Source organism: Methylobacterium sp. CCH7-A2, from assembly GCF_001557075.1.
GTDB classification, from domain to species: domain Bacteria; phylum Pseudomonadota; class Alphaproteobacteria; order Rhizobiales; family Beijerinckiaceae; genus Allobosea; species Allobosea massiliensis.
The window spans coordinates 21,995-48,877 of record NZ_LSKN01000008.1 but is presented as its reverse complement, the minus strand read 5'-3'; the positions used below and the strand labels follow the sequence as shown (position 1 = coordinate 48,877).

The 26,883-nt window shown below is 68.6% G+C and carries 23 protein-coding genes; 8 read left to right on the top strand and 15 right to left on the bottom strand.

Annotated features, from left to right (window positions below; genetic code table 11):
* Positions 1-152: 152 nt before the first annotated feature.
* Positions 153-2,525, top strand: coding sequence for a UvrD-helicase domain-containing protein (locus tag AX750_RS00395; RefSeq protein ID WP_245282264.1), 2,373 nt, complete (start codon positions 153-155; stop codon positions 2,523-2,525).
* 32 nt (positions 2,526-2,557) lie between these two features.
* Here the strand turns inward: AX750_RS00395 and AX750_RS00390 are convergent, their stop codons facing one another.
* Positions 2,558-2,944 (bottom strand): helix-turn-helix domain-containing protein, encoded by a 387-nt coding sequence (locus AX750_RS00390; protein WP_156450035.1) that lies wholly within the window; start codon positions 2,942-2,944, stop codon positions 2,558-2,560.
* A 133-nt stretch (positions 2,945-3,077) separates the two neighbouring features.
* Here AX750_RS00390 and AX750_RS00385 point away from each other — a divergent pair, with 133 nt between their 5' ends.
* Positions 3,078-3,824, top strand: coding sequence for an SDR family oxidoreductase (locus AX750_RS00385; protein WP_066734452.1), 747 nt, complete (start codon positions 3,078-3,080; stop codon positions 3,822-3,824).
* Between the two features lie 61 nt (positions 3,825-3,885).
* On the top strand, positions 3,886-4,833 hold the full coding sequence (locus tag AX750_RS00380; protein WP_066734454.1) for a 50S ribosomal protein L11 methyltransferase: 948 nt from the start codon (positions 3,886-3,888) through the stop codon (positions 4,831-4,833).
* Positions 4,834-4,998: 165 nt separating this feature from the next.
* Here AX750_RS00380 and AX750_RS27040 read toward each other — a convergent pair whose 3' ends face one another.
* Positions 4,999-5,127 carry a hypothetical protein gene (locus AX750_RS27040; protein WP_280939880.1) on the bottom strand — a complete coding sequence of 43 codons (129 nt, stop codon included), beginning with the start codon at positions 5,125-5,127 and terminating at the stop codon, positions 4,999-5,001.
* 81 nt (positions 5,128-5,208) lie between these two features.
* A complete protein-coding gene (locus tag AX750_RS00375) occupies positions 5,209-5,451 on the bottom strand; it encodes a hypothetical protein (RefSeq protein ID WP_066734456.1) in 243 nt (80 codons plus the stop codon).
* A gap of 302 nt (positions 5,452-5,753) precedes the next feature.
* Here AX750_RS00375 and AX750_RS00370 point away from each other — a divergent pair, with 302 nt between their 5' ends.
* The gene (locus AX750_RS00370) at positions 5,754-7,592 is read left to right on the top strand and encodes an aminopeptidase P family protein (protein WP_066734458.1); all 1,839 of its coding nucleotides are present in this window, start codon (positions 5,754-5,756) and stop codon (positions 7,590-7,592) included.
* Between the two features lie 68 nt (positions 7,593-7,660).
* Positions 7,661-8,338 carry a hypothetical protein gene (locus AX750_RS00365; protein WP_066734460.1) on the top strand — a complete coding sequence of 226 codons (678 nt, stop codon included), beginning with the start codon at positions 7,661-7,663 and terminating at the stop codon, positions 8,336-8,338.
* 1 nt (position 8,339) lies between these two features.
* On the opposite strand, the gene AX750_RS00360 is transcribed toward AX750_RS00365, so the two are convergent.
* From AX750_RS00360 to ligA, 4 genes are all read right to left on the bottom strand, one after another.
* Entirely contained in the window at positions 8,340-8,639 is a 300-nt protein-coding gene (locus tag AX750_RS00360) for an AzlD domain-containing protein (protein WP_066734463.1), read from the bottom strand.
* Positions 8,636-9,343 carry an AzlC family ABC transporter permease gene (locus tag AX750_RS00355; RefSeq protein WP_066734466.1) on the bottom strand — a complete coding sequence of 236 codons (708 nt, stop codon included), beginning with the start codon at positions 9,341-9,343 and terminating at the stop codon, positions 8,636-8,638. The genes AX750_RS00360 and AX750_RS00355 overlap by 4 nt, the downstream gene beginning before the upstream one ends.
* Before the next feature lie 11 nt (positions 9,344-9,354).
* On the bottom strand, positions 9,355-10,218 hold the full coding sequence (locus tag AX750_RS00350; protein ID WP_082735474.1) for an AraC family transcriptional regulator: 864 nt from the start codon (positions 10,216-10,218) through the stop codon (positions 9,355-9,357).
* 99 nt (positions 10,219-10,317) lie between these two features.
* Positions 10,318-12,474 (bottom strand): NAD-dependent DNA ligase LigA, encoded by a 2,157-nt coding sequence (ligA, locus tag AX750_RS00345; protein ID WP_066734469.1) that lies wholly within the window; start codon positions 12,472-12,474, stop codon positions 10,318-10,320.
* Between the two features lie 216 nt (positions 12,475-12,690).
* Between ligA and AX750_RS00340 the strand changes: the two genes are divergently transcribed.
* The gene (locus tag AX750_RS00340) at positions 12,691-13,494 is read left to right on the top strand and encodes a DUF2189 domain-containing protein (protein WP_067253426.1); all 804 of its coding nucleotides are present in this window, start codon (positions 12,691-12,693) and stop codon (positions 13,492-13,494) included.
* A 227-nt stretch (positions 13,495-13,721) separates the two neighbouring features.
* On the opposite strand, the gene AX750_RS00335 is transcribed toward AX750_RS00340, so the two are convergent.
* Complete coding sequence (locus AX750_RS00335) at positions 13,722-15,929, bottom strand: DEAD/DEAH box helicase (RefSeq protein WP_066722239.1); 2,208 nt, start codon at positions 15,927-15,929, stop codon at positions 13,722-13,724.
* Positions 15,930-16,218: 289 nt separating this feature from the next.
* On the opposite strand from AX750_RS00335, the gene AX750_RS00330 reads away from it, so the two are divergent.
* Positions 16,219-16,593, top strand: coding sequence for a hypothetical protein (locus tag AX750_RS00330; RefSeq protein WP_066722237.1), 375 nt, complete (start codon positions 16,219-16,221; stop codon positions 16,591-16,593).
* Positions 16,594-16,681: 88 nt separating this feature from the next.
* Positions 16,682-17,509 (top strand): MBL fold metallo-hydrolase, encoded by an 828-nt coding sequence (locus AX750_RS00325; RefSeq protein ID WP_066722235.1) that lies wholly within the window; start codon positions 16,682-16,684, stop codon positions 17,507-17,509.
* A 196-nt stretch (positions 17,510-17,705) separates the two neighbouring features.
* Here AX750_RS00325 and AX750_RS00320 read toward each other — a convergent pair whose 3' ends face one another.
* The 7 genes from AX750_RS00320 to AX750_RS00290 form a co-directional block, all read right to left on the bottom strand.
* Positions 17,706-18,410, bottom strand: a complete 705-nt coding sequence (locus tag AX750_RS00320; protein WP_066722232.1) for a hypothetical protein — start codon at positions 18,408-18,410, stop codon at positions 17,706-17,708.
* Positions 18,407-20,092, bottom strand: coding sequence for a DNA repair protein RecN (recN, locus tag AX750_RS00315; RefSeq protein ID WP_066722230.1), 1,686 nt, complete (start codon positions 20,090-20,092; stop codon positions 18,407-18,409). The genes AX750_RS00320 and recN overlap by 4 nt, the downstream gene beginning before the upstream one ends.
* A 57-nt stretch (positions 20,093-20,149) precedes the next feature.
* Complete coding sequence (locus tag AX750_RS00310; RefSeq protein WP_245282263.1) at positions 20,150-21,091, bottom strand: outer membrane protein assembly factor BamD; 942 nt, start codon at positions 21,089-21,091, stop codon at positions 20,150-20,152.
* A gap of 140 nt (positions 21,092-21,231) precedes the next feature.
* Positions 21,232-22,179 (bottom strand): UDP-3-O-acyl-N-acetylglucosamine deacetylase, encoded by a 948-nt coding sequence (gene lpxC, locus AX750_RS00305; protein WP_066722228.1) that lies wholly within the window; start codon positions 22,177-22,179, stop codon positions 21,232-21,234.
* A gap of 310 nt (positions 22,180-22,489) precedes the next feature.
* Positions 22,490-24,172 carry a cell division protein FtsZ gene (gene ftsZ, locus AX750_RS00300; protein WP_066722225.1) on the bottom strand — a complete coding sequence of 561 codons (1,683 nt, stop codon included), beginning with the start codon at positions 24,170-24,172 and terminating at the stop codon, positions 22,490-22,492.
* A 138-nt stretch (positions 24,173-24,310) separates the two neighbouring features.
* Complete coding sequence (gene ftsA, locus AX750_RS00295) at positions 24,311-25,639, bottom strand: cell division protein FtsA (RefSeq protein WP_066722223.1); 1,329 nt, start codon at positions 25,637-25,639, stop codon at positions 24,311-24,313.
* Positions 25,636-26,571, bottom strand: a complete 936-nt coding sequence (locus AX750_RS00290) for a cell division protein FtsQ/DivIB (RefSeq protein ID WP_245282262.1) — start codon at positions 26,569-26,571, stop codon at positions 25,636-25,638. Before AX750_RS00290 ends, ftsA begins: the two co-directional genes overlap by 4 nt.
* Positions 26,572-26,883 lie beyond the last annotated feature (312 nt).

Below are 26,883 nucleotides of genomic sequence, written 5' to 3'. Positions count from 1 at the left end.
GGATCCTCGTTTGAGCTGACGCTGACGATGCCGCAGGCAGGCTCCTGCGCCAAGCCGAGGCACGACGGCCGAATGTCGCGGCACGAGGGCGCAATCGCGCCGGCCTGCCCCTATATTGACCGTGAACGAATCACGCACGAGCAGCGCCGATCTTGTCAGACCACAGCATCACCTCCGCCCCCCTGCCCCGCCCCGGCGGCCTCGCCGCGCGCGCGCAGGCCGCGCCCGCGGCCGGCTATCTCAGCGGGCTGAACCCGGAGCAGCGCCAGGCGGTCGAGGCCACCGACGGCCCCGTGTTGGTGCTGGCCGGTGCCGGCACCGGCAAGACCCGCGTGCTCACCACCCGCATCGCCCATCTGATCGCGACCAACCGCGCCTTTCCCTCGCAGATCCTCTCGGTGACCTTCACCAACAAGGCCGCGCGCGAGATGAAGGAGCGCATCGGGCATCTCGTCGGTGCGGTCGCCGAGGGCATGCCCTGGCTGGGCACCTTCCACTCGATCTCGGCCAGGATCCTGCGCCGCCACGCCGAACTGCTCGATCTGCGCAGCGATTTCACCATCCTCGACACCGACGACCAGATCCGCCTGATGAAGCAGGTGATCCAGGCCGAGGGGATCGACGAGAAGCGCTGGCCGGCGCGCATGCTGTCCGGATTCATCGACAGCTGGAAGAACCGCGGGCTGGCTCCGAAGGATGTCGCGCCGGGCGAGGCGGCCGTCTTCGCCAACGGCAAGGGCGGCACGCTCTACGCCGCCTATCAGGACCGGCTGAAGACGCTGAACGCGGTCGATTTCGGCGATCTGCTGCTCCACTGCCTGACGCTGTTCCGCGAACATGCCGACGTGCTCGCAACCTATCACGAGCGCTTCCGCTACATCCTCGTCGACGAGTATCAGGACACCAACACGGCGCAGTATCTCTGGCTGAGGCTGCTGGCCCAGGGGCGGCGCAACATCGCCTGCGTCGGCGACGACGACCAGTCGATCTATGGCTGGCGTGGCGCCGAGGTCGACAACATCCTGCGCTTCGAGCACGATTTTCCAGGCGCCACCGTGATCCGGCTCGAGCGCAACTACCGCTCGACCGGCCATATCCTCGCCACCGCCGCGAAGCTGATCGCCCGCAATGAGAGCCGGCTGGGCAAGACGCTGCGCACCGAGGACGAACTCGGCGAGAAGGTCACCATCACCGGCGCCTGGGACAGCCAGGAAGAGGCGCGGCTGATCACCGACGAGATCGAGGCGATGCAGCTGAAAGGCGAGAACCTCGCCGAGATCGCCGTGCTGGTGCGCATCTCCGCCCAGATGCGCGAGCTGGAGGAGCGCTTCGTCCAGACCGGCGTGCCCTATCGCGTCATCGGTGGCCCTCGCTTCTATGAGCGCGCCGAGATCCGCGACGCCATGGCCTATCTGCGCTGCGTCGTCTCGCCCACCGACGATCTCGCCTTCGAGCGCATCGTCAACGTGCCCAAGCGCGGCCTGGGCGACGCCACCATCCAGATCCTGCACAACCACGCCCGCGCCACCGGGTTCTCCCTGTTGCAGTCGGCCCGCGCCATCGTCGAGAGCGACGAGCTCAAGCCCAAGGCCCGCACGAGCTTGCGCGAACTGGTCGAGGCCTTCGGCCGCTGGTCGCAGCGCGCCGAGCACATGCCCCAGGGCGAACTTGCCGAACTCGTGCTGGAGGAGAGCGGCTACACCGAGATGTGGCAGAAGGACCGCTCGGCCGACGCCGCAGGCCGGCTCGAGAACCTGAAGGAGCTGGTGCGCTCGCTCGACGAGTTCCCCGACCTGCCGGCCTTCCTCGAACATGTCTCGCTGGTGATGGACGCCGACAGCGGCGACAGCGCCGAACGCGTCTCGATCATGACGCTCCACGGCGCCAAGGGGCTCGAATTCGACACCGTCTTCCTGCCCGGCTGGGAGGAAGGGCTCTTCCCCAACCAACGCGCGCTGGACGAGAGCGGCCGCGCCGGGCTGGAAGAAGAGCGCCGGCTCGCCCATGTCGGCCTGACGCGGGCGCGCAAGCGGCTGAAGCTGTACTTCGCCTCGAACCGCCGCATCCACGGCCTCTGGCAGTCGAGCCTGCCCTCGCGCTTCATCGACGAGCTGCCTGAGGAGCATGTCGAGGTCGTGCAGGCGGCGACCAATTACAGCCAGGGCGGCTATGGTGCTTCGCGCTTCGACCGGATGGAGAGCTTCGGCTCCTCCTACAACACGCCCGGCTGGCAGCGTGCCCAGGAGAACAAGGCCCGCGGCGGCGGCTCAGGCTTCTCGGAGAACGGCAGCGGCTTCGGCGGCAACGGCTTCGGTAATGGCCGCCAGCGCGGCCCGCTCCTGATCGAGGGCGAACTCACCGCCAAATCCTCGGGAACATCGGCCTTCGACACCGGCGCACGCGTCTTCCACGTCAAATTCGGCCCCGGCTCGGTGGCCTCCGTCGACGGCAACAAGCTGACGGTGGATTTCGATAAGGCCGGGCGGAAGATGGTGCTGGACAGCTTTGTTCAGAAGGCGGGGTGAGGCGCGGCCGAGGACGACGGCTTCTCTGTCCTTCACCCCTCCCTCGCCCGAAACGCCGCCCGCGCCGCCTCGACCTGAGCGTGATAGGTCTCCGCCCAGACCCAGACGCCGCAGAAGGCCGCCGTCAGTTCACGGCCGATCTCCGTCATCGTGTAGTCGACATGCGGCGGGATCACCGGGTGGACCTTGCGGGTGATTAGCCCGTCGCATTCCATCTGCCGCAGCGTCTTGGTCAGCATCTTCTGGCTGATGCCGCCAACGATGCGGCCGAGCTGGCGGAAGCGCAGTGTGCCATGCTCCTCCAGCGCCTCCAGGATCAGCATGGTCCATTTATCGGCGACCTGACCGATCACGTCCCGCACCAGCGCCTCGACCTGCGGACTGACCTCCGGATGGATCAGCCGGCCCTGCTCGCGCATCGCCTCCACGGCTTCGCGGATCATCTGCATGCGACGCTTTCCTTTGGGTGCCTATGGTACTTTCAGGTGCCTTCTTTCGATTAGAGAGCATCGGCCCTAGCTGTGTCGGACGCAACCGAGAAAGGGCCTTGCGATGAACATCACCGGAAACTCCATCCTCATCACCGGCGGCGGCAGCGGCATCGGCCGCGCCCTGGCCGAAGCACTGCATGCGAAAGGCAACAGCGTCGTCATCGCCGGCCGCCGCGAGCGCGTGCTCGACGACGTCACCCAGGCCAATCCCGGCATGGCATCGATGGTGCTCGACATTCAGGACAAGGCCGACATCGCAGCCTTCGCCCGTGAGGCCGTCACGCGCTTCCCCGCGCTGAACGTCATCGTCAACAATGCCGGCATCATGCGGCCGGAAACGCAGATCGACCTCGCCATCGCCGAGGAGACGATCGCGACCAATCTGCTCGGCCCGATCCAGCTGACGGCGGCACTGCTGCCGCATTTGCTGGCACAGCCACGCGCCACCGTCGTCACCGTCTCCTCGGGCCTCGCCTTCGTGCCGCTCGCCGCGACCCCGACGTATTCCGCCACCAAGGCCGCAATCCATTCCTGGTCGATGGCACTGCGCCATCAGCTTAAGGACACCTCGGTCGAGGTCGTCGAGATCGCGCCGCCTTACGTCCAGACCGAGTTGCTCGGTCCGCAGCAGGCGACCGACCCCGACGCCATGCCGCTGGCCGATTTCACCGCCGAGGTGATGGCGCTTCTCGAAGCCGCGCCGGCGGATGGCGAGATCATCGTCGAGCGCTGCAAGCCTCTGCGCTTCGCGGAGCGTAACGGGCAGACGCAGACCCTGTTCAGCGCCCTTGCCGCGCGCGACCACTGAAGGCACAGGAGGCCTTCGGGACGCGCATGACAACTGCGTCCACGCCTGCTATCCCGCCGCCATGCGCGAAGGCCTCCTCCCCTCCACGGTCGCGACCGTCCTCGAACTCTCGACCAGCGGCGAGAAGGCGCGCGCGCTGACCGAGCTGCTCGGCGAGGTCTTCGACCCCACCGAAACGGCGATCTCGGCCTTCGAGATCGAGACCGGCGTCACCACGCTGTCGCTCAATGCGCCCTGGAAGGTCGAGATCTATTTCGCGACGCATCCCGATGAGGCGGCCGTGCGCGATCTGCTGCGGCCGATCGTCGGCGCCACCATCGACGCGACGCCCTTCGAGACGGTGAACCAGCAGGACTGGGTCGCCGCCAGCCTGGACGGGCTGAAGCCCGTCCGCGCCGGCCGCGTCCTCGTCCATGGCGATCATGACCGCGACGCGGTGCGGATCAACGATGTCGGCATCGAGATCCCTGCGGCGCTCGCCTTCGGCACCGGCCATCACGGCACCACGGCCGGCTGCCTGCTCGCCCTTGATGCCGAGTTGAAGCGCCGCCGCCCGCGAAACGCGATCGATGTCGGCACCGGCACCGGCATTCTCGCGCTCGCGCTCGCCAAGCAGACCAAGCGCAAGGTCGTCGCCGGCGATATCGACGCCATCGCGGTCGAGGTCGCGGCGCACAATGCCCGCGTCAACCACGCGCCGCATGCCCTCGATCTCTATGTCGCGCCGGGCCTGCGCCACGCCAAGGCGAACCGGCCGCGCCATTTCGACCTGGTCTTCGCCAATATTCTGGCCGGCCCGCTCAAGAAGCTCGCTCCGTCGCTCGCGCGCGTGCTGTCGGATGACGGCACGGTGATCCTGTCTGGCCTGCTCGAGATGGATGTCGCCGGCATCGTCTCGACCTACCGGCACCAGGGGCTTTATCTCGCCCGCCGGTCGCTGCGCGAGGGCTGGGCGACGCTGGTCATGAAAAAAGGCGGCGCAGCCCCGAGGCCACGCCACCTTCGATAATCCGGAAAGCTATTCAGGCGCCTCCGCAAGGGGCGGCGTGATCCTTCGCCAGGCTGAGCCGAATGGCGCGGCGTTCGAGAACCGGAGCGGAGCGGACATATCGTCCGTGAGCACCGGAAGCGCAGAACGTCGCGTCAGGCGGCCAGCATCGCAAAGGATCGCGGATCAGAAGCCGATATGGCCGTACTTGGCTTCCGCCTCGGCCTGCATCGAGCGGGCGTCGTGCCAGACGGCGGAGGTGAACTTCACGGCGTCGACGATGCTCTCGTAGACATGCTTGATGATGGCGATCATGGTTTTCGTCCTTGGCGGGCGCCGCAAGGCGGCGCGGAATGGGAGGCTCCGGCGCGTCATGCGCCGGACGAAAGGCAAGGCTCAGCGGTTGAACGGCAGCGCTTCGTCGGTCGCCAGCGTCGTCGTCGGAATGCCGCCGAGCAGCATGCCGGACTCGTTGATGCGGAAGCTGTGGGCACGCAGTTCGCGAAGCGCCGAGCGGCGGCGGCTTTCGATCAGCGCGGCGTAGAGACGCGGCCAGAAGCCTGGACCTTCCGCGGCCTTCGCGGTCTTGGTGACCTCGGTGGCGGGCAGGACGGCGGTATCGTTCAGCACATAGGTCATGGGGATCCATCTCCTCAATCGAAACGAAGGACAGTCCCGGTCGCTTCCTCGTTCTCTTATGCGACCAAAGTGGTACGTCTTCGCACTTGCGAAAAGAGGACTTCGCAGATGCGAGATATGCATTTGACGCATGGGCGGGACAGGATTTCGTTAACCTGTCACGATTCCGCATAGCGAAGGGGCAGACGCCTGTTTTTCAGGCGGCGGTTTCAAGGGGCACGACAGGGCGCCCAACGCCATTTCGACTCGCCATCGCCGCCGGCAGCCGCGACGATGGCGCCATTGCCAACCGGACCCCGCCGATGCCCGAATCGCCTGCCCTGCCGACCTGCCGCTTCCAGAGCTTCTCCGAGCCGACCGACCCGTCCCAGGTGGCGCCGCGCATCGCCGCGCTGCGGCAGGAACTCGCGAGACAGGGGCTCGCCGGCTTCATCGTGCCGCGCGCCGACGAGCATCAGGGCGAATATGTCCCCGCCCATATGGCCCGCCTCGCCTGGCTGACCGGCTTCACCGGCTCCGCCGGCAACGCCGTTATCCTCGCCGACCGGGCCGCGCTGATCGTCGATGGCCGCTACACCATCCAGTCCCAGGAGCAGACCGACACTGCCATCGTCACGCCGACGCGGATGGAAGAGATGCCGCTCGACCGCTGGATCGAGGCAAACCTGCCGGCCGGCGGGCGGCTGGGCTACGATCCCTGGCTGCACACGGTCGACGGCGTCGCCAAGCTGGACAAGGCGGCGGCGGCCGCCGGCGGCACGCTCGTGGCGGTGGCGCAGAACCCGGTCGATGCGATCTGGCGCCACAGGCCGGTGCCCCCCGCCGCGCCCGTGAAGGCCCATCGCGGCGACTTCGCGGGAGAGGACGCAGCCGGCAAGCTCGGCCGCATCCAGGAGGCGCTGACCAAGGCGAAGGTCGATGCGCTCGTCGTCTCGGACCCGCACGCGCTGGCCTGGACCTTCAACATCCGCGGCGGCGATGTCGAGCACACGCCGCTGCCCCTCGGCTACGCCATCGTGCCGCGCGAGGGCCGTCCCACCGTTTTCCTCGCGCCGGAGAAGATCACCAACGAGGCCGGAGACGCGATCGGCGCCGTCGGCGAGATCGCGCCGCCGAGCGCCCTGACGACACAGCTCAAGGCGCTGGGCGCGGCCGGAGCAAAGGTGAGGCTCGACGCGACGACCGCCGCTTCAGCGCTCGCGACCCTGATCCGCGACGCCGGCGGCACGCCCGATGCGGGCACGGACCCGATCGCCCTGATGAAGGCGCGCAAGAACAACGCCGAACTCGCCGGCGCCCGTGTCGCCCATCTGCGTGACGGCGCGGCGATGGTGCGCTTCCTCTCCTGGCTGGCGCGCGAGGCGCCCAAGGGTGGGCTGACCGAGATCGACGCGGTCGCGGCACTCGAGGCCGAGCGGCTGAAGACCGGGCTGCTCAAGGACGTCTCCTTCACCACCATCGCCGGCGCCGGCCCTAATGCGGCCCTGCCGCATTACCGCGTCACGGAGGCAAGCAACCGGGCGATCGAGCCCGGCATCCTGCTGGTCGATTCCGGCGGCCAGTACGAGGACGGCACCACCGACATTACGCGCACCATAGCGATCGGCGAGCCGAGCGCCGAGATGCGGGACCGCTACACCCGCGTGCTCAAGGGCCACATCGCCATTTCGCGCGCAGTTTTCGTCAAGGGCACCTCGGGCGCCCAGCTCGATGCGCTGGCGCGGCTGCCGCTCTGGCAGGCGGGGTTCGATTTCGACCACGGCACCGGCCATGGCGTCGGCAGCTATCTCTCGGTGCATGAGGGGCCGCAGCGCATCTCCAAGCTCGGCACCACGCCGCTGGAGCCCGGCATGATCCTCTCCAACGAGCCCGGCTACTACAAGGAAGGCCATTACGGCATCCGCATCGAGAACCTGATCGTCGTCGAGGAGCGGATCATTCCGGGCGGCGAGCGCACCATCTACGGCTTCGAGACCATCACCTGGTGCCCGTATGAGCGCGCGCTGATCGACCGCGCCTTGCTGGACGAAGGCGAGATCGCCTGGATCGACGCCTATCACGCTCAGGTCTGGAACAAGCTCGCGGGTCTGGTCGAGGGCGAGGCGAAGGCATGGCTGGAGAGCGCCTGCCTTCCGCTTTGAGAGAAGATCGGAATTGACACAACCTAAGGTAGCATTATCGTCTCTGCCATTCTCAGGCGGGGGCGACCATGACCAGGCATTTTCTCTCGATCGCATGCGGACTTCTGGCGGCCGGTTGTGCGACCTCGCCGCCGGGCTCTGTCTCCCCGGACATCGGAGGGCGTGAACTTCGGCCCGCGCGCGCCGGCATCAATGTCGGCTCGCTCTATTTCGCCCGCGAGCAGGCGACGGAGGACCGGTCCCGTCCCGTCAATCTGGAGCGTCTCTGCGAGGTCAATCTGGAGCGCTACGCCGTGCTGCCGGTCGATGCCAGGCAGTCGGACCTCGATCTCAGCTTCAAGCTCGAGGCCAGCGGCGCCGTCAGCGGCATCAAGAACATCTTCGTCAATCTCGGCCTCGGCGGCAACTTCAGCGATCATTTCGAATACAAGCTGACCAATGTCGTCGATCGCAGCATCACCTATCAGGAAGCGCAGACCCTCTTCACCGACCGGGCCTTCAAACGCGACTGCAGCCATTGGCGCAAAAACATCTCGCGCGAGAACTGGGCCCGCTACCAGATCCTGTCGATCAAGACCGGCGACATCGTGCTGCGGCGGAAGGCGGATAGCGGCGCCTCCGCCGACATCAAGGCCAAGATCGCCGTCGCGGAGCCTCAGCTCAAGGCCGCCCTCTCGCGCAGCTACAACCTGGCAGTGAGTGGTCAGGGCATGGTGATCGCGGTCAACCCGATCATCCGCGAGTAAGTCAGGCGAGCGCCCGCAACGCCACCACCGCCGCGACACCGACAACGACCACGCCGAGCAGCGGCAACCGCGTCGCGGCGAGCGCGGCGAGCAGCGCGGCGGCCGTCTCCGGCCAGCCTGTGGCGAGCGCGCTCGGCGCGATGACGGCGACGAGGACGGCCGGCGGGATCGCGTCGAAAGCCGCCTGGGCGCGCGGCGAGAGCTGAAGCCGGCCGGCGAGCGCGAGCCCGGCGAGGCGGGTCGCATAGGTCGCGAGCGCCATGCCGAGAATGGCGAGGAGGTTGTGCGGGTCGAGCGTCACGGGCGAGCCTCCGGCACGGGCTCGACCTCCCCGGCCGCGAGCCAGGCGGCGGCGAGCCCGCAGAGCGCGCCCGCCAGCACATGCCAGGGCGGCCCGATCAGCCGGTAGGTGAGGGCCGAGGCGAGGCCGGCCGCCGCCACGGTCCAGAATGTCACCCGCCCCTTCCAGAAGGCGGCGACCAGCGCGATGAACAGCGCGGTGAAGGCGAAATCCGCCCCGAAGCGGCGCGGATCGCCCAGCGCGGCACCGACCAGGGCGCCGAGCGTCGAGGTCGCGCACCAGCAGACTACGAAGGGCACGAGCATGCCGAACCAGTAGGCCGGCGTCAGCGCGTGGCTGCGCGCCCGCGTCTCGGCCAGCGCCCAGTTCTCGTCGGCCATGTAGTAGAGTCCAATCGCGGTCTGAGCGCGCGAGAAGCCTGCGAGCTTCGGCGCGAGAGAAGCGCTCATCAGCACATGGCGGGCATTGATCAGCAGCGTCGAGAAGACGATCGCACCGATCGGCGCCGGCGTCGCCCAGAGTTCCACGGCCGCGAACTGCGCCCCGCCGGCGAAGACGAGCGCGCCCATCGCGAACGTCTCCAGCGGAGACAGGCCCTTTCCGGCCGCGAGCGCCCCGAACAGCAGCGCGATCGGCACCGCCGCGAGCAGAGCGGGCGCGATGTCGCGCAGGCCCCGCAGGGCATCGTCTCGCGTGGAGGACATGGAGGAAGCCTTCAGGAGAGATGGGCGGCGCGGAAGGCGCCGGGCGTGACGCCGAGCCGGGCCTTGAAGGCGCGGGTGAGATGGGCCTGATCGCAGAACCCGGTGGCGGCCGCGACCGCGCCCGGCGCCTCGCCCCGCCGCAGCCGCTCGCGCGCCCGCCTGACGCGGACATCGACGAGGAAGGCATGCGGCGTCAACCCGGTCTCGGCCCGGAAGGCGCGGATGAGATGATGCCGCGGCAGGCCGACCGCGGCGCCGATCTCGGCCAGCGAGAGGTCCTCGTCGTGGCGGGCCTCGATCAGCGCCCGTGCACGGTCGACCGGGCCGGGCTCGCGCCCGACGGAGCGCGGGCCGAGATCGGCATGGCGCGCGAGCATCGCGGCAAAGGCCCGCAGCAGCGCCTCCTCGCCGGCCAGCGCATCCGCCCCCTCCTCCAGCAGGCGATGGGCCGCGGCAAACTGCGCCGCCCCTTCCGGATCATGCACGACCGGTTTGCGGAAGAAGGGCGTTCCGACGCTCTCGCGCCCGGTCAGCGAAGCCGCCAGCTCCTGCATCAGATCGAGGCCGGGATAGCTCATCCGGTAGCGATAGCCGCCCTCGCTCGGCGCCCCGTCATGGACGTCGAGCGGCTGGTTCATCACGAGATCGCCGGGGCCGGCATAGAGCTTCCGGCCGCGCGCATGCCAGACCTCGCATCCGCTCAGGATGGTCCCGATCGCATAGGTGTCGTGGGCATGGGGCGCATAGGCATGGGTGCGGAAGGTCGCCGCCAGGAACTCCAGCCCGTCGAAGCGGCGGGCGGCGAAGAGATGCGCCCGCTCGCCCGCCTTCAGCGGCGTCTCGGCCAGCGCCTGTTCCTGCGTGATCAGATCCATGGCGCGAGGTTAAACCCGATCGCGCCGGGAGCGTCTTGAAGAAAAGTGATCGCGCGCATCAGCCTGGGCGATCGGCCGGACGGGCCAACGACGAAGGCCTCAGCCCCCGACGAGATCGAACCAGCCGGCCTCGTCGATCACCTGAACGCCGTGCTTCTGCGCATCCTTCAGTTTCGAGCCCGCGCCCGGCCCCGCCACCAGCAGGTCGGTCTTGGAGGACACCGAGCCCGCGACCTTCGCCCCGAGGCGTTCCGCCATCGCCTTGGCTTCGTCGCGCGTCATCCGCTCGAGCGCGCCGGTGAAGACCACGATCTTGCCGGCGACAGGGCTGGCGGACGCCAGCGCCTCCAGCGGCTGCGGCGTCACCTGCGCCAGAAGCCGGTCGAGCAGTTCCTCATTATGCGGCTCTCCGAAGAAGTCGGTCAGCGCCTCGACCACGGTGGGCCCGACACCGTCGATCGCGTCGAGTTCCTGCCGCTCGGGCGAGGCCGGGTCGGCCGCCGCCAGCCCCGCCGCCCGCAGCGCCTCGAAGGAGCCGTAGTGACGCGCCAGCAGGCGGGCATTGGTTTCGCCGATATGGCGGATGCCGAGCCCGAAGATGAAGCGGTTGAGCGGTGGCGTCCGGCGCTCCTCGATCGCGGCGAAGAGCTTGGCCACGCTCTGGGCGCCGAAGCCCTCCTTGTCCTTCAGCTTCTTGAGATTGGCGCCGTCGCGCGCGGCGAGCGTGAAGATGTCGGCCGGCTCCTTTACCGGCAGGTCGGGATCGCCGTGGAAGAACTCGATCTGCTTGTCGCCGAGCCCGTCGATGTCGAGTGCGTCGCGCGAGACGAAATGCTTCAGCCGCTCGACCGCCTGCGCCGGGCAGATCAGCCCGCCGGTGCAGCGGCGCACCGCATCCTCTTTGCCGGAGCGCGGATTGATCTCCCGCGTCGCATGGCTGCCGCAGGCGGGGCACAGCGTCGGGAACGCATAAGGCTTCGCATCCGCCGGTCGCTTGCTCAGATCGACCGCCGCCACGCGCGGGATGACGTCGCCGGCGCGCTTGACCGTCACCGTGTCGCCGACGCGGATGTCGGGTGGCTCGCCGTCGCGGATGCGCTCGCCCTTGGAATCGTAGCCGCGGATGTAATCCTCGTTGTGCAGCGTCGCATTGGTGACGACGACGCCGCCGACCGTCACGGGGCACAGCCGCGCCACCGGCGAGAGCGCCCCGGTGCGGCCGACCTGGATCTCGATCGCCTCCAGGACGGTCGTCGCGAGTTCGGCCGGGAACTTGTGCGCGATCGCCCAGCGCGGCGCCCGCGAGACGAAGCCGAGTCGCGCCTGAAGCGCGAGTTCGTCGACCTTGTAGACCACGCCGTCGATATCGTAGCCGAGCGTGGCGCGCTGGCTCTCGATCAGCCGGTAATGCGCGATCAGGTCCTCGACGCTCTCGCAGCGCTTCATCAGCGGGTTGGTGCGGAAGCCCCAGCGCCCGAACGCCTGAACGACGCCCGATTGGGTGGGCGCCGGCAGCTCCGGCATCTCGCCCCAGGCATAGGCGAAGAAGCGCAGCGGCCGCGAGGCGGTGATTGTGGCGTCGAGCTGGCGCAGCGAACCCGCCGCCGCATTGCGCGGGTTGGCGAATTCGGGCAGCCCCTTCTCGCGCTGGCGCTCGTTGATCCCCGCGAAATCGGCATGGCCCAGATAGACCTCGCCGCGCACCTCGGCGACGGCCGGCACATCCGGCCCGGCCAGTGTCTGCGGGATCTCGGCAATGGTGCGGGCGTTGACCGTGACGTCCTCGCCCTCCTCGCCATCGCCGCGCGTCGCGGCGTGGACGAGCGCACCCTTCTCATAACGCAGCGACAGCGACAGCCCGTCGATCTTGGGCTCGGCGGTGAAGGCGATCGGCTCCTCGTCCCTGCGGCCGAGGAAGCGGTGCACCCGCTGCACGAACTCGGCCACCGCCTCGTCGGTGAAGGCGTTGTCCAGCGAGAGCATCGGCACGCGATGGCGGATCTTGGCGAATTTGCCCGACGCCTTGGCGCCGACCTTGGCGCTGACCGTGGACGCCGCCTTCAGCGCCGGGAACGCCGCCTCGATCGCCACCAGCCTTCGCCGCAGCGCATCATAGGAGGCGTCGTCCATCTCCGGCGCGTCGTTCTGGTGATAGGCGATGTCGGCGGCCTCCACCGCCTCGGCCAGCCGCTTGTGCTCGGCCCGGGCCTGGCGGGAGGTCAATTGCTCGACGGGGATCTCTGCGGGCTCGTTCATGCGCTCTCATTAGGCGAGAAGCCCGCGTCGAAAAAGGGCAGCAGTGCTACCCCTCGCCTCATCCCGCTTTCGTGTTCCCGCCCCCTGCGACAACGCGTCCGTTCTGCGCTATCCTGAAATCGCTGGGAATTGGAAGCTCGACGCCTATCGGCCGTTGACCCAAGGATCGCGTCAAAGGGCTGCAAGGCGAACCGGGCCGCAACCGGGAGACACGCCATGGCCAATCTCGACGTCCATCTGCACAGCGTTCCGCGGGAGGATGCCCCCGCCCTGCCGCGCGTCAACACGATCACCACCGCCGATTTGCGCCACGCCCTGCGTCTCGGCTGGGAGGATTTCAAGGCGCAGCCGAGCCACCTCGCCTTCGTCGCGCTGATGTACCCCGTCATCGGCGTGCTGCTGGCGCAGGCGACGGTGAGCTTCAACATCTTCCCGCTGCTGTTTCCGCTGCTCGGCGGCTTCGCCCTGCTCGGGCCCTTTGCCGCGATCGCGCTCTACGAGATCAGCCGGCGGCGCGAGCGCCAGCTCGATTCGAGCTGGGAACACGCCTTCGCCCTGCTGCGCTCGCCGGCGATCGGCCAGATCCTGCTTCTCGGCGCGATGCTGACCGGGCTCTTCATCGCCTGGCTGGGCTGCGCCTGGTTGATCTACCAGGGGCTGCTCGGCCTGCCCGCCGACGTCTCGACCTGGGACTTCCTGCGCGCCGTTTTCACGACCTTCGACGGCTGGACGATGATCGTGGTCGGCAATTCGGTCGGGCTGCTCTTCGCGATCGTCGCCTTCTCGATCTCGGTGGTCTCCTTCCCGCACATCATCGACCGTCGGGTGGATGTCGCGACAGCAGTGCGGACCTCGATCGCCGCGGTCGAGCGCAATCCGCGCGTGATGATGATCTGGGGTCTGATGGTGACCGGCCTGCTCGTGCTCGGCTGCCTGCCGCTGCTCGTCGGACTGATCGTGGTCATGCCCGTGCTCGGCCATGCGAGCTGGCATCTCTACCGCAAGGTCGTCGACGGCTGAGGCGATGCAAGCCCCCTGTGGGCAGGGAACTTTCGCGCAAAAGCGCGGTTTCCTGCCCATCATCGACCAGAGCGGCAGGGCCAGGCCCAGCCGCGACAGCGGGGGCTTCGTCCATGCACAGCATCATCTACATCGTCGGCCTGATCGTCGTCGTCTTGGCCATCCTGTCCTTCCTCGGCCTGCGCTGAGGCAGTCAGGAGGCGCCGGGCGCGCCGGCGCCGGCCGCCTCAGCGCGGCTTCTTGCCCTTGAAGGGCGCCTTGCCCGCAAAGGACTTGCCCGCAAAGGACTTGCCGGCCCCCGACTTACCGGCGCCGAAAGGCTTCGGCGCATAGGGCTTCTTCTCGCCAGAGGGCTTGTCGCCGGCCGGCTTGTCGAGGCGCGGCTTCGGGCCGCCGCGGAACGACACGTTCGGGTCCGCCAGCGCCTCGCGGTCGCTGCGCACCGGATCATAGGCCTTTCCCGCACCGAAGGGCTTCGACTTGCCCTCATAGGCCTTCTTCTTGCCCTCATAGGGCTTCTTCTCGCCGCCCTCGTAAGGCTTGGCTTCGGGCCGGGCCTCGTAGGGCTTCGGCTCATAGGCCTTCTTGGCGTAGGGCTTCCGGTCGCCGCCCTCATAGGGCTTCTTCTCGTAAGGCTTCTTGTCGTAGGGCTTCTTCTCATAGGCCCGGGCCGGACGCGCCTCGCCGTCGCGCTCGGGCTTGTTATAGGGCGCAGGCGCGTGGCTCGCCTTCTCGGCGAAGGGCTTGGCCGGGCGGCGCTCCTCCTCGCCGGTCACCGGCTCGATCGCGATCTTGTCGCGGTCGACGGCCTTCGCCAGCTCGTAGAAGCGCTCGGCGACATCGGCATCGATCTCGACCTTGGTCTCCTTGTCGAAGATGCGGATCGCGCCGACCTCGTCGCGGGTGATCTTGCCGCGGCGGCACAGCATCGGCAGCAGCTGGCGCGGGTCGGCGCCATCCTTGCGGCCCACGCTGAGGCGGAACCAGACCGTGTCACCACGCGGGCCGGCCTTGCGGGGACCGTCCGCCCGGGGGCTGCCCTCGCGGTGCTCGCCGAAGCGCGCGCCTTCGCGCGGCGCGTAATCCTCGCGCGCCCGGGCGGGACGGCGCTCGTCGCGCGCATAATTCGGGTCGCCGACCTCTTCCGAAGCCGGCAGGCGCGCGCGATAGATCCGCACCAGCGCGGCCGCAATCTCGTTGGCCGTGCGGCCGGCCAGCAGCGCCTCGACCATCGCGGCATCGACCTCGCCGGGCTCGCCGGTCAGGATCGGGTCGCTCAGAAGCCGCTCCTGGTCGAGCGCACGGATTTCGTCCTGCGTCGGCGGGCCGGCCCAGACGGCCTCGACCTTGGCCTCGGCCAGCAGCATCTCTGCCTTGCGGCGGCGCGACGGCGGCACCAGCAGCACGCTGGTGCCCTTCTTGCCGGCGCGACCGGTGCGGCCGGAGCGATGCTGCATCACCTCCGGATCGTTGGGCAGTTCGGCATGGATCACCAGCGTCAGGCCCGGCAGGTCGATGCCGCGCGCGGCGACGTCGGTCGCCACGCAGACGCGCGCCCGGCCGTCGCGCAGCGCCTGCAGCGCCGAATTGCGCTCGCTCTGCGAGAGTTCGCCCGAGAGCGCCACGGCCGAGAAACCGCGCTCCAGCAGGATCGCCTCGAGATGGCGCACCGCGTTGCGGGTGTTGCAGAACACCAGCGAGCAAGGCGAATCGTGGAAGCGCAGCAGGTTGACGACCGCGAGCTCGGCTTCCTTCGGATAGCAGCGGATGGCGCGATACTCGATGTCGGCATGGCCGCCGGGCGTGCCCGCGACCTCGATGCGCAGCGCATCGTTCTGGTAGCTCTTGGCGAGTTGGATGATCGCCTTGGGCAGCGTCGCCGAGAACAGCAGGCTGCGGCGCTCGGCCGGCGCCGTCTTCAGGATGAATTCGAGATCGTCGCGGAAGCCGAGATCGAGCATCTCGTCGGCCTCGTCGAGCACGACGGCCTTGAGCGCCGAAACGTCGAGGCGATGGCGCTCGATATGGTCGCGCAGACGGCCCGGCGTGCCGACGACGACATGGGCACCTTCATCCAGCAGGGCGGCCTCGCGGCGCGGGTCCATGCCGCCGACGCAGGCGATGATGCGGGCATTGGCGTGCTTGTAGAGCCAGGCGAGCTCGCGCTGGACCTGCAGCGCCAGTTCGCGCGTCGGCGCGATGATCAGGGCGAGCGGCTGGCCGGCCCGGCCGAAGGCTTCCGCCTCGCCGAGCAGCGTCGCGCCGATGGCGAGGCCATAGGCGACGGTCTTGCCGGAGCCCGTCTGCGACGAGACGAGCAGGTCGCGGCCGGCGGCCGCCTCCTCCAGCACGGCGCTCTGCACCGGCGTGGGTTCGGAATAATTGCGTTCGGCGAGCGCGCGCGCGAGCGGCGCACTCGAGGTCAGGAAGGACATGGGACAGAGGGCCTAGGGTTACGGCGCGGAATCGGAATGACGGCGCAGGATGTCGGCGACGGGCGCGAGGCGCAGCCATCGATTGCGGGGCTCATAGCGCAAAAGCCGACGGAAAGAAACCGTGATGGCAGTTGAGGGCGAATGCGCCCGCTCCCCTCACCCGAACCGTCCTTCCGGGCGAGCGGAGCGAAGACCCGCAAGGACGGCGCGGATGAAGTGAGGGCAGCACCCTTGACGACTCAGGTCCCGTCGCGCCATCCCGCCGCCGCTTGCGGGGAGAACGATGCGGATGCGGTGGGCGATCGTGGCGGGGGTGTTGGCGGCGAGCGCTCAGGCTCATGCCCAGGACGGCGCCCAGATGATGACGCTGGCCGAGGTCAGGCAGCGCCGCGCCGAACTCGCAGGGCTCTTCATTCGCGTCGAGAACGTCACCGTGTCCGGCTTCACCATCGCCCGCGGCGGCCTCGCCCGCGACGCCAGCGCCACGGTTCGCCTCGACGACACCGGCATGCCGCAGGACACCATCAGCTATCTCGAGCGCCATTGCACGAAGCCTGCCGCGGCCGCGGCGCCGGCCGGCTGCCGCGGCGCGCTGGAGTTCACGGTCGCCTCCGCACAGGGCACCTTCGCCATCAGCGACGCACAGTTCATCCCGCAGAACTGAGGCACATGGCGACCGTCCGGAGTCGCGCCTTGCCAAGGCGAGCCGCCGCGCGCTGTGATCGGGATCCCGCGGAACGGGGACGGCCTTCATGGATCAGCAGACGCGGCGCTTCGGCCTCTACGAGGTCTCGATTCTGCATGACGGCTTCTACGAGGCCCCCATCGACGTGCTGACACACGCCGCCGGCCCGGCCGCGCGCGACGGCGCCATCGCGGCCTGGGGCCGGCCGACCTTGCGGATCGTCGTCAACTGCTTCCTCCTGCGCGGCCCCGGCGGCATCACCCTCGTCGATGCGGGCACAGGCACGGCCTGGGGCGAGGCCTATGGCCATGCGCGGACCGCCCTCAAATCACTCGGCCTGACGCGCGAGAGCATCGATCGCGTCCTGATCACGCATCTCCATGGCGACCACGCGCTCGGCCTCTTCGATGGCGAGGCGGCCTATTTCCCCCATGCGCGCGTCCTCGTTCCGGCCACGGAGCTCAGCTTCTTCACGGACGCGGAGAAGCGCCTCAGCACGCCCGAGAACCGTCGCGGCGGCTTCGCCATCGCCGAGACGCTCCTGCGCCTCTACCCGGATCGCATCGACGCCATCGGAACCACCGGAGACGTCATTCCGAGGGTGACCTTGATCCCGCTGCCGGGCCATACCCACGGCCAGAGCGGCTATCTGATCGAGAATGGCGGGCGCGACCTACTTCTCTGGGGCGATGCGGTCCATCTGGAGACGTTGCAGGCAGCCGACCCCGAGGTTGGCCTCGTCTTCGATCTCGACGGCGCGGTCGCGGTCGCGACCCGTCGCGACATCCTCGGGCGGGCGGGCGACCATGGCTGGGTCGTCTCCGGCGGCCATGTCGACGGCTTCAAGACTGTGAGGCGTGTCGGCGACGTCTTCGAACTGGTGCCGGCCGCCTGAGCGGATTCAGCCCCGCACCCCGGCCGCCTCCAGCAGGCGCCCGGCGGCCGCCGGCTGCCGCGGCGCGCTGGAGTTCACGGCCGCCTCAGCGCAGGGCGCCTTCACCATCAGCGACGCGCAGTTCATTCCAGGGCGGTGAGTGGTTGCAGCCTACCGTCACGCAACGCATCCTTTGGCAAGGACGCCGATGAACCACTCATCTCACGAAATGTCCCAGCATAGGTACATAGCGACCAAGCTGCGACGACTGCCTGTATAGCTGCTCGCGATGGCTTGCGAGAAAAGGGATTCTCTTCTCGACCCCTCTCGTCACTGGCAAGCCAGTTAGTCCAACAAGGTTCAATGGCCATATCCCACCAGGAACCAATTCGATGGTGGCGGACCGGAAGCCGTAGCCGACGCCCAGAACGGCCCTGAAATCATCGATGTAATCGGGAGCGACACCCTGCGGAGGCGTGTCACGCCACCGGACACCGTAAACGATGGTTGCGCCTGCCGGATCGTTCAGATCGGGAAACGTCACGACGGTCGGGACCAGAACGCGATTCAACACGACCTCTCCAGTCAACGACTTGACCTCGTCCGGCATCAGACTTCGGCCAGCGCGACCGAAGGCCTTCAGGGCGATGTCATCCGGCGCGAGCAATGCGACGACATTCTTGCCATCACCCAGATCGAGAACGATCGCGTCGCCCCAGATCGCGGTGCCACCGCCGGTGTTCGGCAGCAAGCCCTTCCTCGTGTCCATGAAGACATGGACGACGCTGGTACCGCTCTTCACGCCCTGTGGCGTCTCGACCGACACCGTCAGGCGGTAGGCGTGATGGGGGGTCTTGACCGCGGAGGCCCAGAGCAGGGCGACCAGCCCGCACAACGCGAAAATCAGGGCCGCCTTCTTCACCCCCGCACCCCGGCCGCCTCCAGCAACCGCCCCGCAGCCGCTCGCGCCTCTTCGGTGATGCTCGCGCCGGCCAGCATGCGGGCGATCTCCTCGCGCCGCGCCTGGTCTTCCAGCCCCGTCACCCTCGTCACGGTGCGCGAGGCGGCGTCACCGGCCAGCGCCGATTTGGCGATCAGGAAATGCTGGGCGGCCTTGGCGGCAACCTGCGGCGCATGGGTCACCGAGATCACCTGGACCTTGCCGGCGAGCCGCGCCAGCCGCTCGCCGATCGCGTCCGCAACGGCGCCGCCGACGCCGGTGTCGATCTCGTCGAAGACCAGCGTCGGGGCCGAGCCGCGCTCGGCCAGCACGACCTTAAGCGCCAGCATGAAGCGCGAGAGCTCGCCGCCGGACGCCACCTTCATCATCGGGCCGGGCCGCGTGCCCGGATTGGTCTCGACCCAGAACTCGACGCGGTCGAAACCCTCCGGGCCCCGCGCCGTCTCGTCGCTGTCGATTCGCGTGATGAAGCGGGCGCGCTCCAGCTTGAGCGGCGGCAGTTCGGCCTTCACGGCGGCGTCGAGCTTTGCCGCCGCCTTCTGGCGGGCGGCGGAGAGCTTGCCCGCCAGCCCGACATAGGCCGCCTCGGCCCGGACGAGATCCTCTTCCAGCCGTCCGAGCGAAATCTCGCTGTCGTCGAGCGCGGCGAGATCGGCCGCCATGCTCTGCGCCAGCGGCACCAGCCCCTCGACCGGCACGTCGTATTTGCGCGCGGCGCCGCGCAGCGCGAACAGCCGCTCCTCGATACGCTCCTGCTCGCGCGGATCGTATTCGGCCGCGCGCATCCCGGCGGCCAGCGCCTCGCCCGCCTCCTCCAGCGCCACGATCGCGGTGTTGAGCGCGGCGAGCGAGGGGTCGATCAGCGAAGGCGCCTGTCCGGCCCGGCGCTCGAGGCGACGCAGGACGGCCGAGAGCGCGGAAATCGGCGAGCCCTGCCCGGCGACCGCTTCATGCGCGTCGATCAGGTCGCGGGCGACCTTCTCGGCCTGCATCATGCCCTGGCGCTGGGCGGCGAGCGCCTCCTCCTCGCCGGGCTGCGGCGCGAGCTTGCCGAGTTCGGCGACGGCATGGCGCAGGAAATCCGCCTCCTTGCGCGCCGCCTCGACGCGCAGGCGCTGCGCCTGCAGGGCCTGGCGCGCGCGCTTGAGCGTTTCGCTGGCGGCGACGACCGATTCGGATTGCGCTTCGAGCCCGGCGAAACCGTCCAGAATGACACGATGCTGCGCCGGGTCGGTCAGGGCCCGGTCGTCATGCTGGCCATGAATCTCGACGATCGCAGCGCCGATCATCCGCAGAATCTGTACGCTGACCGGCTGGTCGTTGACGAAGGCACGGGTGCGACCGTCGGCATATTGCACGCGGCGCAGGATCAGGTCGCCGTCGGTGTCGATCTCTTGGGCCTCTGCCAATTTCCGCGCCGCATGGTCGCCCGGCAGGTCGAAGACCGCGCTGACCTGCCCTTGCGCCTCGCCATGGCGCACGAGGCCGCCATCGCCGCGCCCGCCCAAGGCTAGTGCGAATCCGTCGAGGAGAATGGATTTGCCGGCGCCCGTCTCGCCCGTGAGTACGCTGAGCCCGTCGCGAAATGTCAGATCGAGCCGGTCGATCAGGACGATGTCGCGAATCGACAGCTGGACGAGCATGGCGGTCAGCGCAGACTCAGGAGGAGGGGCATGCGCGGGCGACCCTCGGGTGAGCGGTCAGGAGCGGCCGCCGAACCCGACGACGCCCACCACCGCGCGCTGGAAGCCCTGGAAGGCCCGGCTGATATAGGAGCCGCGATTCTCGCGCGGCTGCAGTCCGCCGCTCTCCAGCAGGACATAGGCGTCCTTGTACCAGGGGCTGTCCGGGAAGTTGTGACCGAGGACCGCGGCGGCGGTCTGCGCCTCGTTGGTGATGCCGAGCGCCATATAGGCTTCGGTCAGGCGCATCAGCGCCTCCTCGACATGCCTCGTGGTCTGGTACTTGATGATGACCTCGCGGAAACGGTTCACCGCGCCGGTGTAGTTGCGCTGCTCGAGATAGAAGCGTCCGACATTCATCTCCTTGCCGGCGAGCTGGTCGCGCGCCACCAGGAGCTTCTCCTTGGCGTCGAGCACATATTCCGACTTGGGATAGCGCTGGATGAGCTGTTCGAAGGCGGCGATGGCCAGCTGCGTCCGCTCCTGATCGCGCGTCGCATCCGGGATCTGGTTGTAATAGGACATCGCCATCAGATACTGCGCATAGGCAGCATCGGGGCTCGCCGGGTTCTGCGCGATGAAGCGCTTGGAGGCGGTGATCGTCTCCTCCCACTTCGAGGCCTGATAGTTCGTATAGGCCGCGAGGATCAGCCCCTTGCGCGCATAGGGGGAGAACGGCGCCTCCTTGTCGATCTGATCGAACTTCTTGGCCGCGCCTTCGCTGTCACCGTTTTGCAGACGGGCCAAACCCTCGTTGTAGAGCCTGTCCGCCGGGACGATCTCCTTGACCTCGGGCTTGTAGACCTCGGGCCGGTCGAAGGGATTGAGCGAGGAGACCGTGTCGCAGCCGCCGAGCAGCAGGGCGGCGCCCAGCGCGAGGGCGGTGCCCCGCGCCATCGATCCGGTGCGCTTGGATGTCGGGTTGTTCAGCCGCATGACGCTCACGTCGTCCGTCCTCATGTCTTCGTCCCCGCTCCTGGGGAAGCATGCCTTACCTCAGACGCCGAAGCCGCGCCACTGCCGAAAGCAAGCGCCCGCGGCTATGACGACGTCTATTCGACAGAAAACCGGCGACAGGAAGGCGCAGTCGTACGGACGGCTCAGTGCACGTCCGGCGCGAAGGCGGCCGGAGCGGCAGCCGCCATCTGGACGGCGCGCGGAGCGGCATAAACCGGCTCGGCCTCGACGATCGCGTAATTGGCGCGGTCGGCGAACAGAGCTTCCAGAATGCGGACATTCATCCGGTGGCCGCCGCAATAGGAGCGGAACTCGCCGATGATGGGATAGCCGGCGAGCGCGAGATCGCCGATCGCATCGAGGACCTTGTGGCGCACGAACTCGTCGCCATAGCGCAGCCCCTCGGGATTGATCACCTTGTCGTCGCCCACGGCGACGGTGTTGTCCAGCGAGGCGCCGAGCGCAAAACCGGCCTTCCAGAGCTGCTCGACGTCGCGCATGAAGCCGAAGGTCCGGGCGCGCGAGATTTCCTTGGAATAGGCCGCGGCCTCGAGATCGAAGACCTTGCGCTGGCGGCCGATCACGCTGGTGTCGAAGTCGATCTCGACATCCAGACGGAAGCCGCTCTTGGCGGGCAGCAGCTCGGCGAAGGCGCGGCCATGCTCGACGCGCACCGGCTGCAGGACCCGCAGATAGCGGCGCGCGGCGGAAAGGCCGACGAGACCCGTCGCCTCGATCGCGGCGACGAATTCAGCGGCACTGCCGTCCATGATCGGCATTTCGGGCCCGTCGATCTCGACCAGCACATTGTCGAGCCCGAGACCGGCGCAGGCCGACATCAGATGCTCGATGGTCGCGACCGACGCCGAGGCGCCGTCACCGATGACCGTGCACAGCTCGGTGGCGCTCACCTTGGTATGCTTGGCATGGATCAACTGCGCCGGCGCATCCTCGATGCCCTGGCGCAGGAAAACGATGCCGGAATTGACGCTGGAAGGCTTGAGGCAGATCGTGGCGGGAGCTCCGGAATGGACGCCGATGCCGGTCAAGGTCACGGGGGCCCGCAGGGTCGTCTGCCGATCGAAGCTCATTCCGGTATCCAATCCTGATCGCGAACGAGGCCGTCTCATCGGGTTTGCTTCCCGTGGGGGCAGTTCGTCAGCGATGCGTCCTGAGGCCGGGAAGGGGCGAACCCCATCTCCCGTCTGTCGTGGTGCAGCTGCAACATAAGCTTTCGGAGCATGCTCACAAAATCACGCTTTCTTTCGCTCTGTTACAGGTTTCTGCGCTGCCCGGATGATCTCTATCGAACTGGAATGATTGAGGTTTTCGACAAGGCAAATCCCGGCGCGCCGAAGGCGCGCCGGGACGGTGTTACAGTGGCTCGGAAGCCCGATGCGCTCAGTTGGCCTGACGGCGCAGGAAGGCCGGGATCTCGAGGTGATCCTCCTCGCTGGTCCGATTCGGTGCGGCGCGGCCATGCGGGTCGAGCTGTCCCTGCGCCGGGCGGGCGGCCGGGGCCGCCGGACGGCGCATGTATTCGGCATGAGCCGCGCTCGGCGCCTGCGGCATGGCGGGAGCCTGACGCACCGGCATCGGAGCCGGCTCGGCGGGCTCCTCCTCCTTGCGGCCGAAGCCGACGGAGGCGAGGCGCTGCATCAGCGACATGCGCTTCTGCTCGGCGGCGCTGGGCGGCAGCGGGGCGGCCTGGGCGCCGCGCTGGGCATTGATCTGGTTCTGCGCCGGGATCGGCAGGTCCTCGACGCGCGGCATGCGGGTCGGGCGGACGACCGAGCGCTCCGGCATGGGCGGGATGAAGCTCTCTTCCAGCATCGGAGCGGGCTCCGGCTGGCGCACGGGCTCCGGCGCGGCCGCGGCCATGGCGGGACGCGGCTGGATCGGAGCGATGCGGATGTCCTCCGGCAGGCTAGCGCGCGGCTCGGGCTCGATCGGCTGCGGCATCCGCAGCTCCATCGGGGCCTCGACCGGGGCCGGCGCGGGAGCAGGAGCCGCCTGACGGGCGGGAGCCGCGGTGCGCAGGCGGGCCTCGGCCTTCAGGCGCTCGGCGACCTGGGCGATGCGAGCCTCGGTCTCGTCCATCTCGGCCTGCGAGGTCACCGGCTTGTCGATGCCCGTGGCGACGACGGAGACGCGGACGATGCCTTCCAGCGCCTCGTCGAAGGTCGCGCCGACGATGATGTTGGCCTCGGAATCGACCTCTTCGCGGATGCGGGTGGCCGCCTCGTCGACCTCGTAGAGCTTCATGTCGCGCCCGCCGGTGATCGAGATCAGCAGGCCGCGCGCACCCTTCATCGAGACGTCGTCGAGCAGCGGGTTGTTGATCGCGGCCTGGGCGGCGTTCAGTGCGCGCTTCTCGCCCTGGGCCTCGCCGGTGCCCATCATCGCCTTGCCCATGCCGCGCATCACGGCGCGCACGTCGGCGAAGTCGAGATTGATCAGGCCCGGACGGACCATCAGGTCGGTGATGCAGGCGACGCCGGAATAGAGCACCTGGTCGGCCATGCCGAAGGCATCGGCGAAGCCGGTGGTCTCGTTGGCGACGCGGAACAGGTTCTGATTCGGGATCACGATCAGCGTGTCGACCGCCTCGTTCAGCTCGCTGATGCCGGCTTCCGCCATGCGCATGCGGCGATGGCCCTCGAACTGGAACGGCTTGGTGACGACGCCGACGGTCAGGATGCCCATATCGCGGGCGACGCGGGCGATGGCGGGCGCCGCACCGGTGCCGGTGCCGCCGCCCATGCCGGCGGTGATGAAAACCATGTGCGCGCCGGCGAGATGGTCGCGGATCTCGTCGATCACCTCCTCGGCGGCCGCGCGGCCGACCTCGGGCTGGGAGCCGGCGCCGAGGCCCTCGGTCACCTGCAGGCCCATCTGGATGATGCGCGAGGCGCGCGACAGGGCCAGAGCCTGGGCATCCGTGTTGGCGACCACGAAATCGACGCCGTCGAGACCGGCCTCGATCATGTTGTTGACCGCATTGCCCCCGGCGCCACCGACGCCGAACACGGTGATCCGGGGCTTGAGTTCCCGGATGTCCGGGGCTTGCAGATTCATCGCCATGGTTGCCTCTTTTGATCCCTTGTCCGGCGCCTGGCGGGAGCCGTCCCGATTGCTACATTCGACGCCGTGGCTCCCCCGAAGAAGGGCTCGCCGGTACTCACACTGTCCTCCGACGGGCGGCCGCGTGGCGGCGCCCGGTCAGAAACTCTCCTTCAGCCAGCGGCCCACACGGGAGAAGTACCCGTCCGTTCCGGTGGCGAAATAGGCTTGCCTCGCGCGGGGCTCGAAATGCTCGACATGCGCGACCTGCGGATAGACCAGCAGGCCGACCGCGGCCGCGAAGGCCGGGCCCTTGCCGGCTTCCGGCAGGCCCTTGATGCCGAGCGGCCGGCCGGTGCGGACCTGCCCGCCGAGCACACGCCGCGCGACTTCGGGGAGGCCCGTGAGCTGGCAGGCGCCGCCCGTCAGCACGACGCGCCGACCGGCCTGTGCCGAGAAGCCAGCCTGGCTCAGCCGGTCGCGCACCAGTTCGAGGATCTCCTCGACCCGCGGCTTGATGATCCGGACCAGCTGCGACTTCGGCAAATGGTTGGGCGTGTCGCGCTCGTCATCGTCGACCTGCGGCACGGAGATCATGTCGCGCTCGTCCGAGGCGCTGGCGATGCAGGAGCCGTGCAGCGTCTTCAGCCGCTCGGCCGCCGAGACGCGGGTCGAAAGCCCGCGCGCCACGTCCATGGTGATGTGGTTGCCGCCGACGGCGATGGCGTCGGCATGCATGAGATGCCCGCCCGAGAACACGCCCAGGCTGGTGGTGCCGCCGCCCATGTCGACCACGACGACGCCCATCTCGGCCTCGTCGTCGACGAGCACGGAGAGGCCTGAGGCATAGGGGGTCGCGACCACCGCCTCGACCTCGAGATGGCAGCGCTCGACCGCCAGCATGACGTTGCGCGCCGCCGAGGCCTCGCTGGCGACGACATGCATGTCGACCGAGAGCTTGCCGCCGATCAGCCCGCGCGGATCGAGAACGCCGGGCACGCCGTCGAGCGCATAGCCGGTCGGCAGCGCGTGGAGCACCGCTTTGCCCGGCCGTAGCGCGTGGGTCGCGGCATGGGCGAGCACACGCTTGACGTCGCCGTCGCCCACCGAACCGGAACGCAGATCGACGCTGGCTGCGTAATGCTGCGAAGCGAGGCGCCCGCCGGTCAGGTTGACGATGACCGACTGCACCTCGACCTTGGCCATGCGCTCGGCCGCATCGACCGCGGCACGGATCGCCTTCTCGGCGCTTTCGAGGTCGATGATCGCGCCGCCCTTAAGGCCGAGCGAACGCTGATGGCCGATGCCGATGATGCGCGCGACATGGGTGCGTCCGCGCAGCCGCTCATTCGCCTCGGCCGGATTCAGCTCGGCGATCAGGCAGACGACCTTGCTGGTGCCGATGTCGAGAATCGACAGCGTCGCGCTCTTGCGCGACGAGAGCGGACGCATCCGCGGCGTCAGACCCTGGGAGGTGACGTGGTTCATGCCTCGCCTCCCTTCTTCTTGGTCTTGCTCTTGAGCTGCTCGGCGCGGGTCGCGGCGCCCTCCTCCGTCAGCCGCATCACGACGCGGTCCGGCTGGCGCAGATCGATGGCCAGCAGGTCCTTGTCGAAGATCCGGTAATCGGCCTGCAGTGCGGCGAGGCGCTTGACGGCAGCGCCCGGATCGACCTCCGGCAGACGAACATCCATGCCGTTCTCGAGCTTCAGGTTCCAGCGCCGCCCGGCGACCAGCGTCGCGGCCCTGATCTGCGCGGCGAGCGGCCCCGCCTGGCTGCGCAGAGCGAGATATTCGCGCGCCCGCACATTGGCCTCCGGGCCCACGACCAGCGGCAGATGGGCGAAGCGCCCGTCATCCATCTTGTCGATCACGGTTCCGTCGGCGGCGATGACGAAGAGTTCGCCCTTGACCTGCCAGAGCGCGAAGGGCTCGCGCTCGACGAGCGTGATCGCGACCTCGCCGGGATAGAGCTTGCGGATCGCCGCCTCGCGGATCAGCGGGGCGGCTTCGAGGCGGCGGCGCGCCTGGTCGGCATCGAAGAAGGGCAGCGAGATCTTGGGGTCGATCCCGGCCGCGACCAGAACCTCGACCTCGGACAGTTCGGCGATGCCGGCGATCGTGACGCGGTCGATGCCGAAGCCGACGAGGCGGGCCAGCATGTGGTGCGGCTCGCCGTAATTGGCGCGCAGAGTCTCGACATGGCCGCCCAGCACCGTGCCCGCGCCGAGGCTGAGGCTCAGGAAGCCGAGCGCCAGCCAGGTCCCGATCCGGCGCGGCAGGCGCCGGGCCAACGGCACGGCGACCGCACTGCGCCGCGACCGGCGCAGCCAGCGGCCGCTCCGCTCACCGACGAGCAGCTGCGGCCCGGGAGCCGGGACCGGCAGGCGGGACGCCGCGACGGCGGCTGCCGACTTCACCGATCGAGGGAGGCGTCCTCCACCATCCATGTGACGCGTTCACCGAAGTTGAGCCCGCATGGGCAGCCAGGGCGGGCACCGAGTCGATTCGGTCTCGTCGGGCCGTCCGGAGCCTCTTCTCAGCACGGAAACACGCTGTTTTGCGGCCCCGGCTCATGAAGGTTCTGCAGACGTCCCGGCACCCGATTGCTTGATGCGCCGTTAACGCCCACTCTTCGATCTGCTGGTAAATTTTTGGTAAAGGTTGCGCGCGGGAGATGGGGATCGCGCGTGGATTCCTTTGCTGCGGCCGGCGAGCGAGACTCTCCGGAG

Bases quoted from the DNA above. Each gene is read 5' to 3' on its own strand.
- AX750_RS00380 (WP_066734454.1), top strand. From the start codon at position 3,886: ATGCGCGAAGGCCTCCTCCCCTCCACGGTCGCGACCGTCCTCGAACTC.
- recN (WP_066722230.1), bottom strand. From the start codon at position 20,092: ATGCTCGTCCAGCTGTCGATTCGCGACATCGTCCTGATCGACCGGCTC.
- AX750_RS00335 (WP_066722239.1), bottom strand. From the start codon at position 15,929: ATGTCCTTCCTGACCTCGAGTGCGCCGCTCGCGCGCGCGCTCGCCGAA.
- AX750_RS00385 (WP_066734452.1), top strand. From the start codon at position 3,078: ATGAACATCACCGGAAACTCCATCCTCATCACCGGCGGCGGCAGCGGC.
- AX750_RS00375 (WP_066734456.1), bottom strand. From the start codon at position 5,451: ATGACCTATGTGCTGAACGATACCGCCGTCCTGCCCGCCACCGAGGTC.
- AX750_RS00350 (WP_082735474.1), bottom strand. From the start codon at position 10,218: ATGGATCTGATCACGCAGGAACAGGCGCTGGCCGAGACGCCGCTGAAG.
- AX750_RS00370 (WP_066734458.1), top strand. From the start codon at position 5,754: ATGCCCGAATCGCCTGCCCTGCCGACCTGCCGCTTCCAGAGCTTCTCC.
- ligA (WP_066734469.1), bottom strand. From the start codon at position 12,474: ATGAACGAGCCCGCAGAGATCCCCGTCGAGCAATTGACCTCCCGCCAG.
- AX750_RS27040 (WP_280939880.1), bottom strand. From the start codon at position 5,127: ATGATCGCCATCATCAAGCATGTCTACGAGAGCATCGTCGACGCCGTG.
- AX750_RS00355 (WP_066734466.1), bottom strand. From the start codon at position 9,343: ATGTCCTCCACGCGAGACGATGCCCTGCGGGGCCTGCGCGACATCGCG.
- AX750_RS00365 (WP_066734460.1), top strand. From the start codon at position 7,661: ATGACCAGGCATTTTCTCTCGATCGCATGCGGACTTCTGGCGGCCGGT.
- AX750_RS00390 (WP_156450035.1), bottom strand. From the start codon at position 2,944: ATGCGCGAGCAGGGCCGGCTGATCCATCCGGAGGTCAGTCCGCAGGTC.
- AX750_RS00310 (WP_245282263.1), bottom strand. From the start codon at position 21,091: ATGAGGACGGACGACGTGAGCGTCATGCGGCTGAACAACCCGACATCC.
- AX750_RS00340 (WP_067253426.1), top strand. From the start codon at position 12,691: ATGGCCAATCTCGACGTCCATCTGCACAGCGTTCCGCGGGAGGATGCC.
- AX750_RS00325 (WP_066722235.1), top strand. From the start codon at position 16,682: ATGGATCAGCAGACGCGGCGCTTCGGCCTCTACGAGGTCTCGATTCTG.
- lpxC (WP_066722228.1), bottom strand. From the start codon at position 22,179: ATGAGCTTCGATCGGCAGACGACCCTGCGGGCCCCCGTGACCTTGACC.
- AX750_RS00330 (WP_066722237.1), top strand. From the start codon at position 16,219: ATGCGGTGGGCGATCGTGGCGGGGGTGTTGGCGGCGAGCGCTCAGGCT.
- ftsA (WP_066722223.1), bottom strand. From the start codon at position 25,639: ATGAACCACGTCACCTCCCAGGGTCTGACGCCGCGGATGCGTCCGCTC.
- ftsZ (WP_066722225.1), bottom strand. From the start codon at position 24,172: ATGGCGATGAATCTGCAAGCCCCGGACATCCGGGAACTCAAGCCCCGG.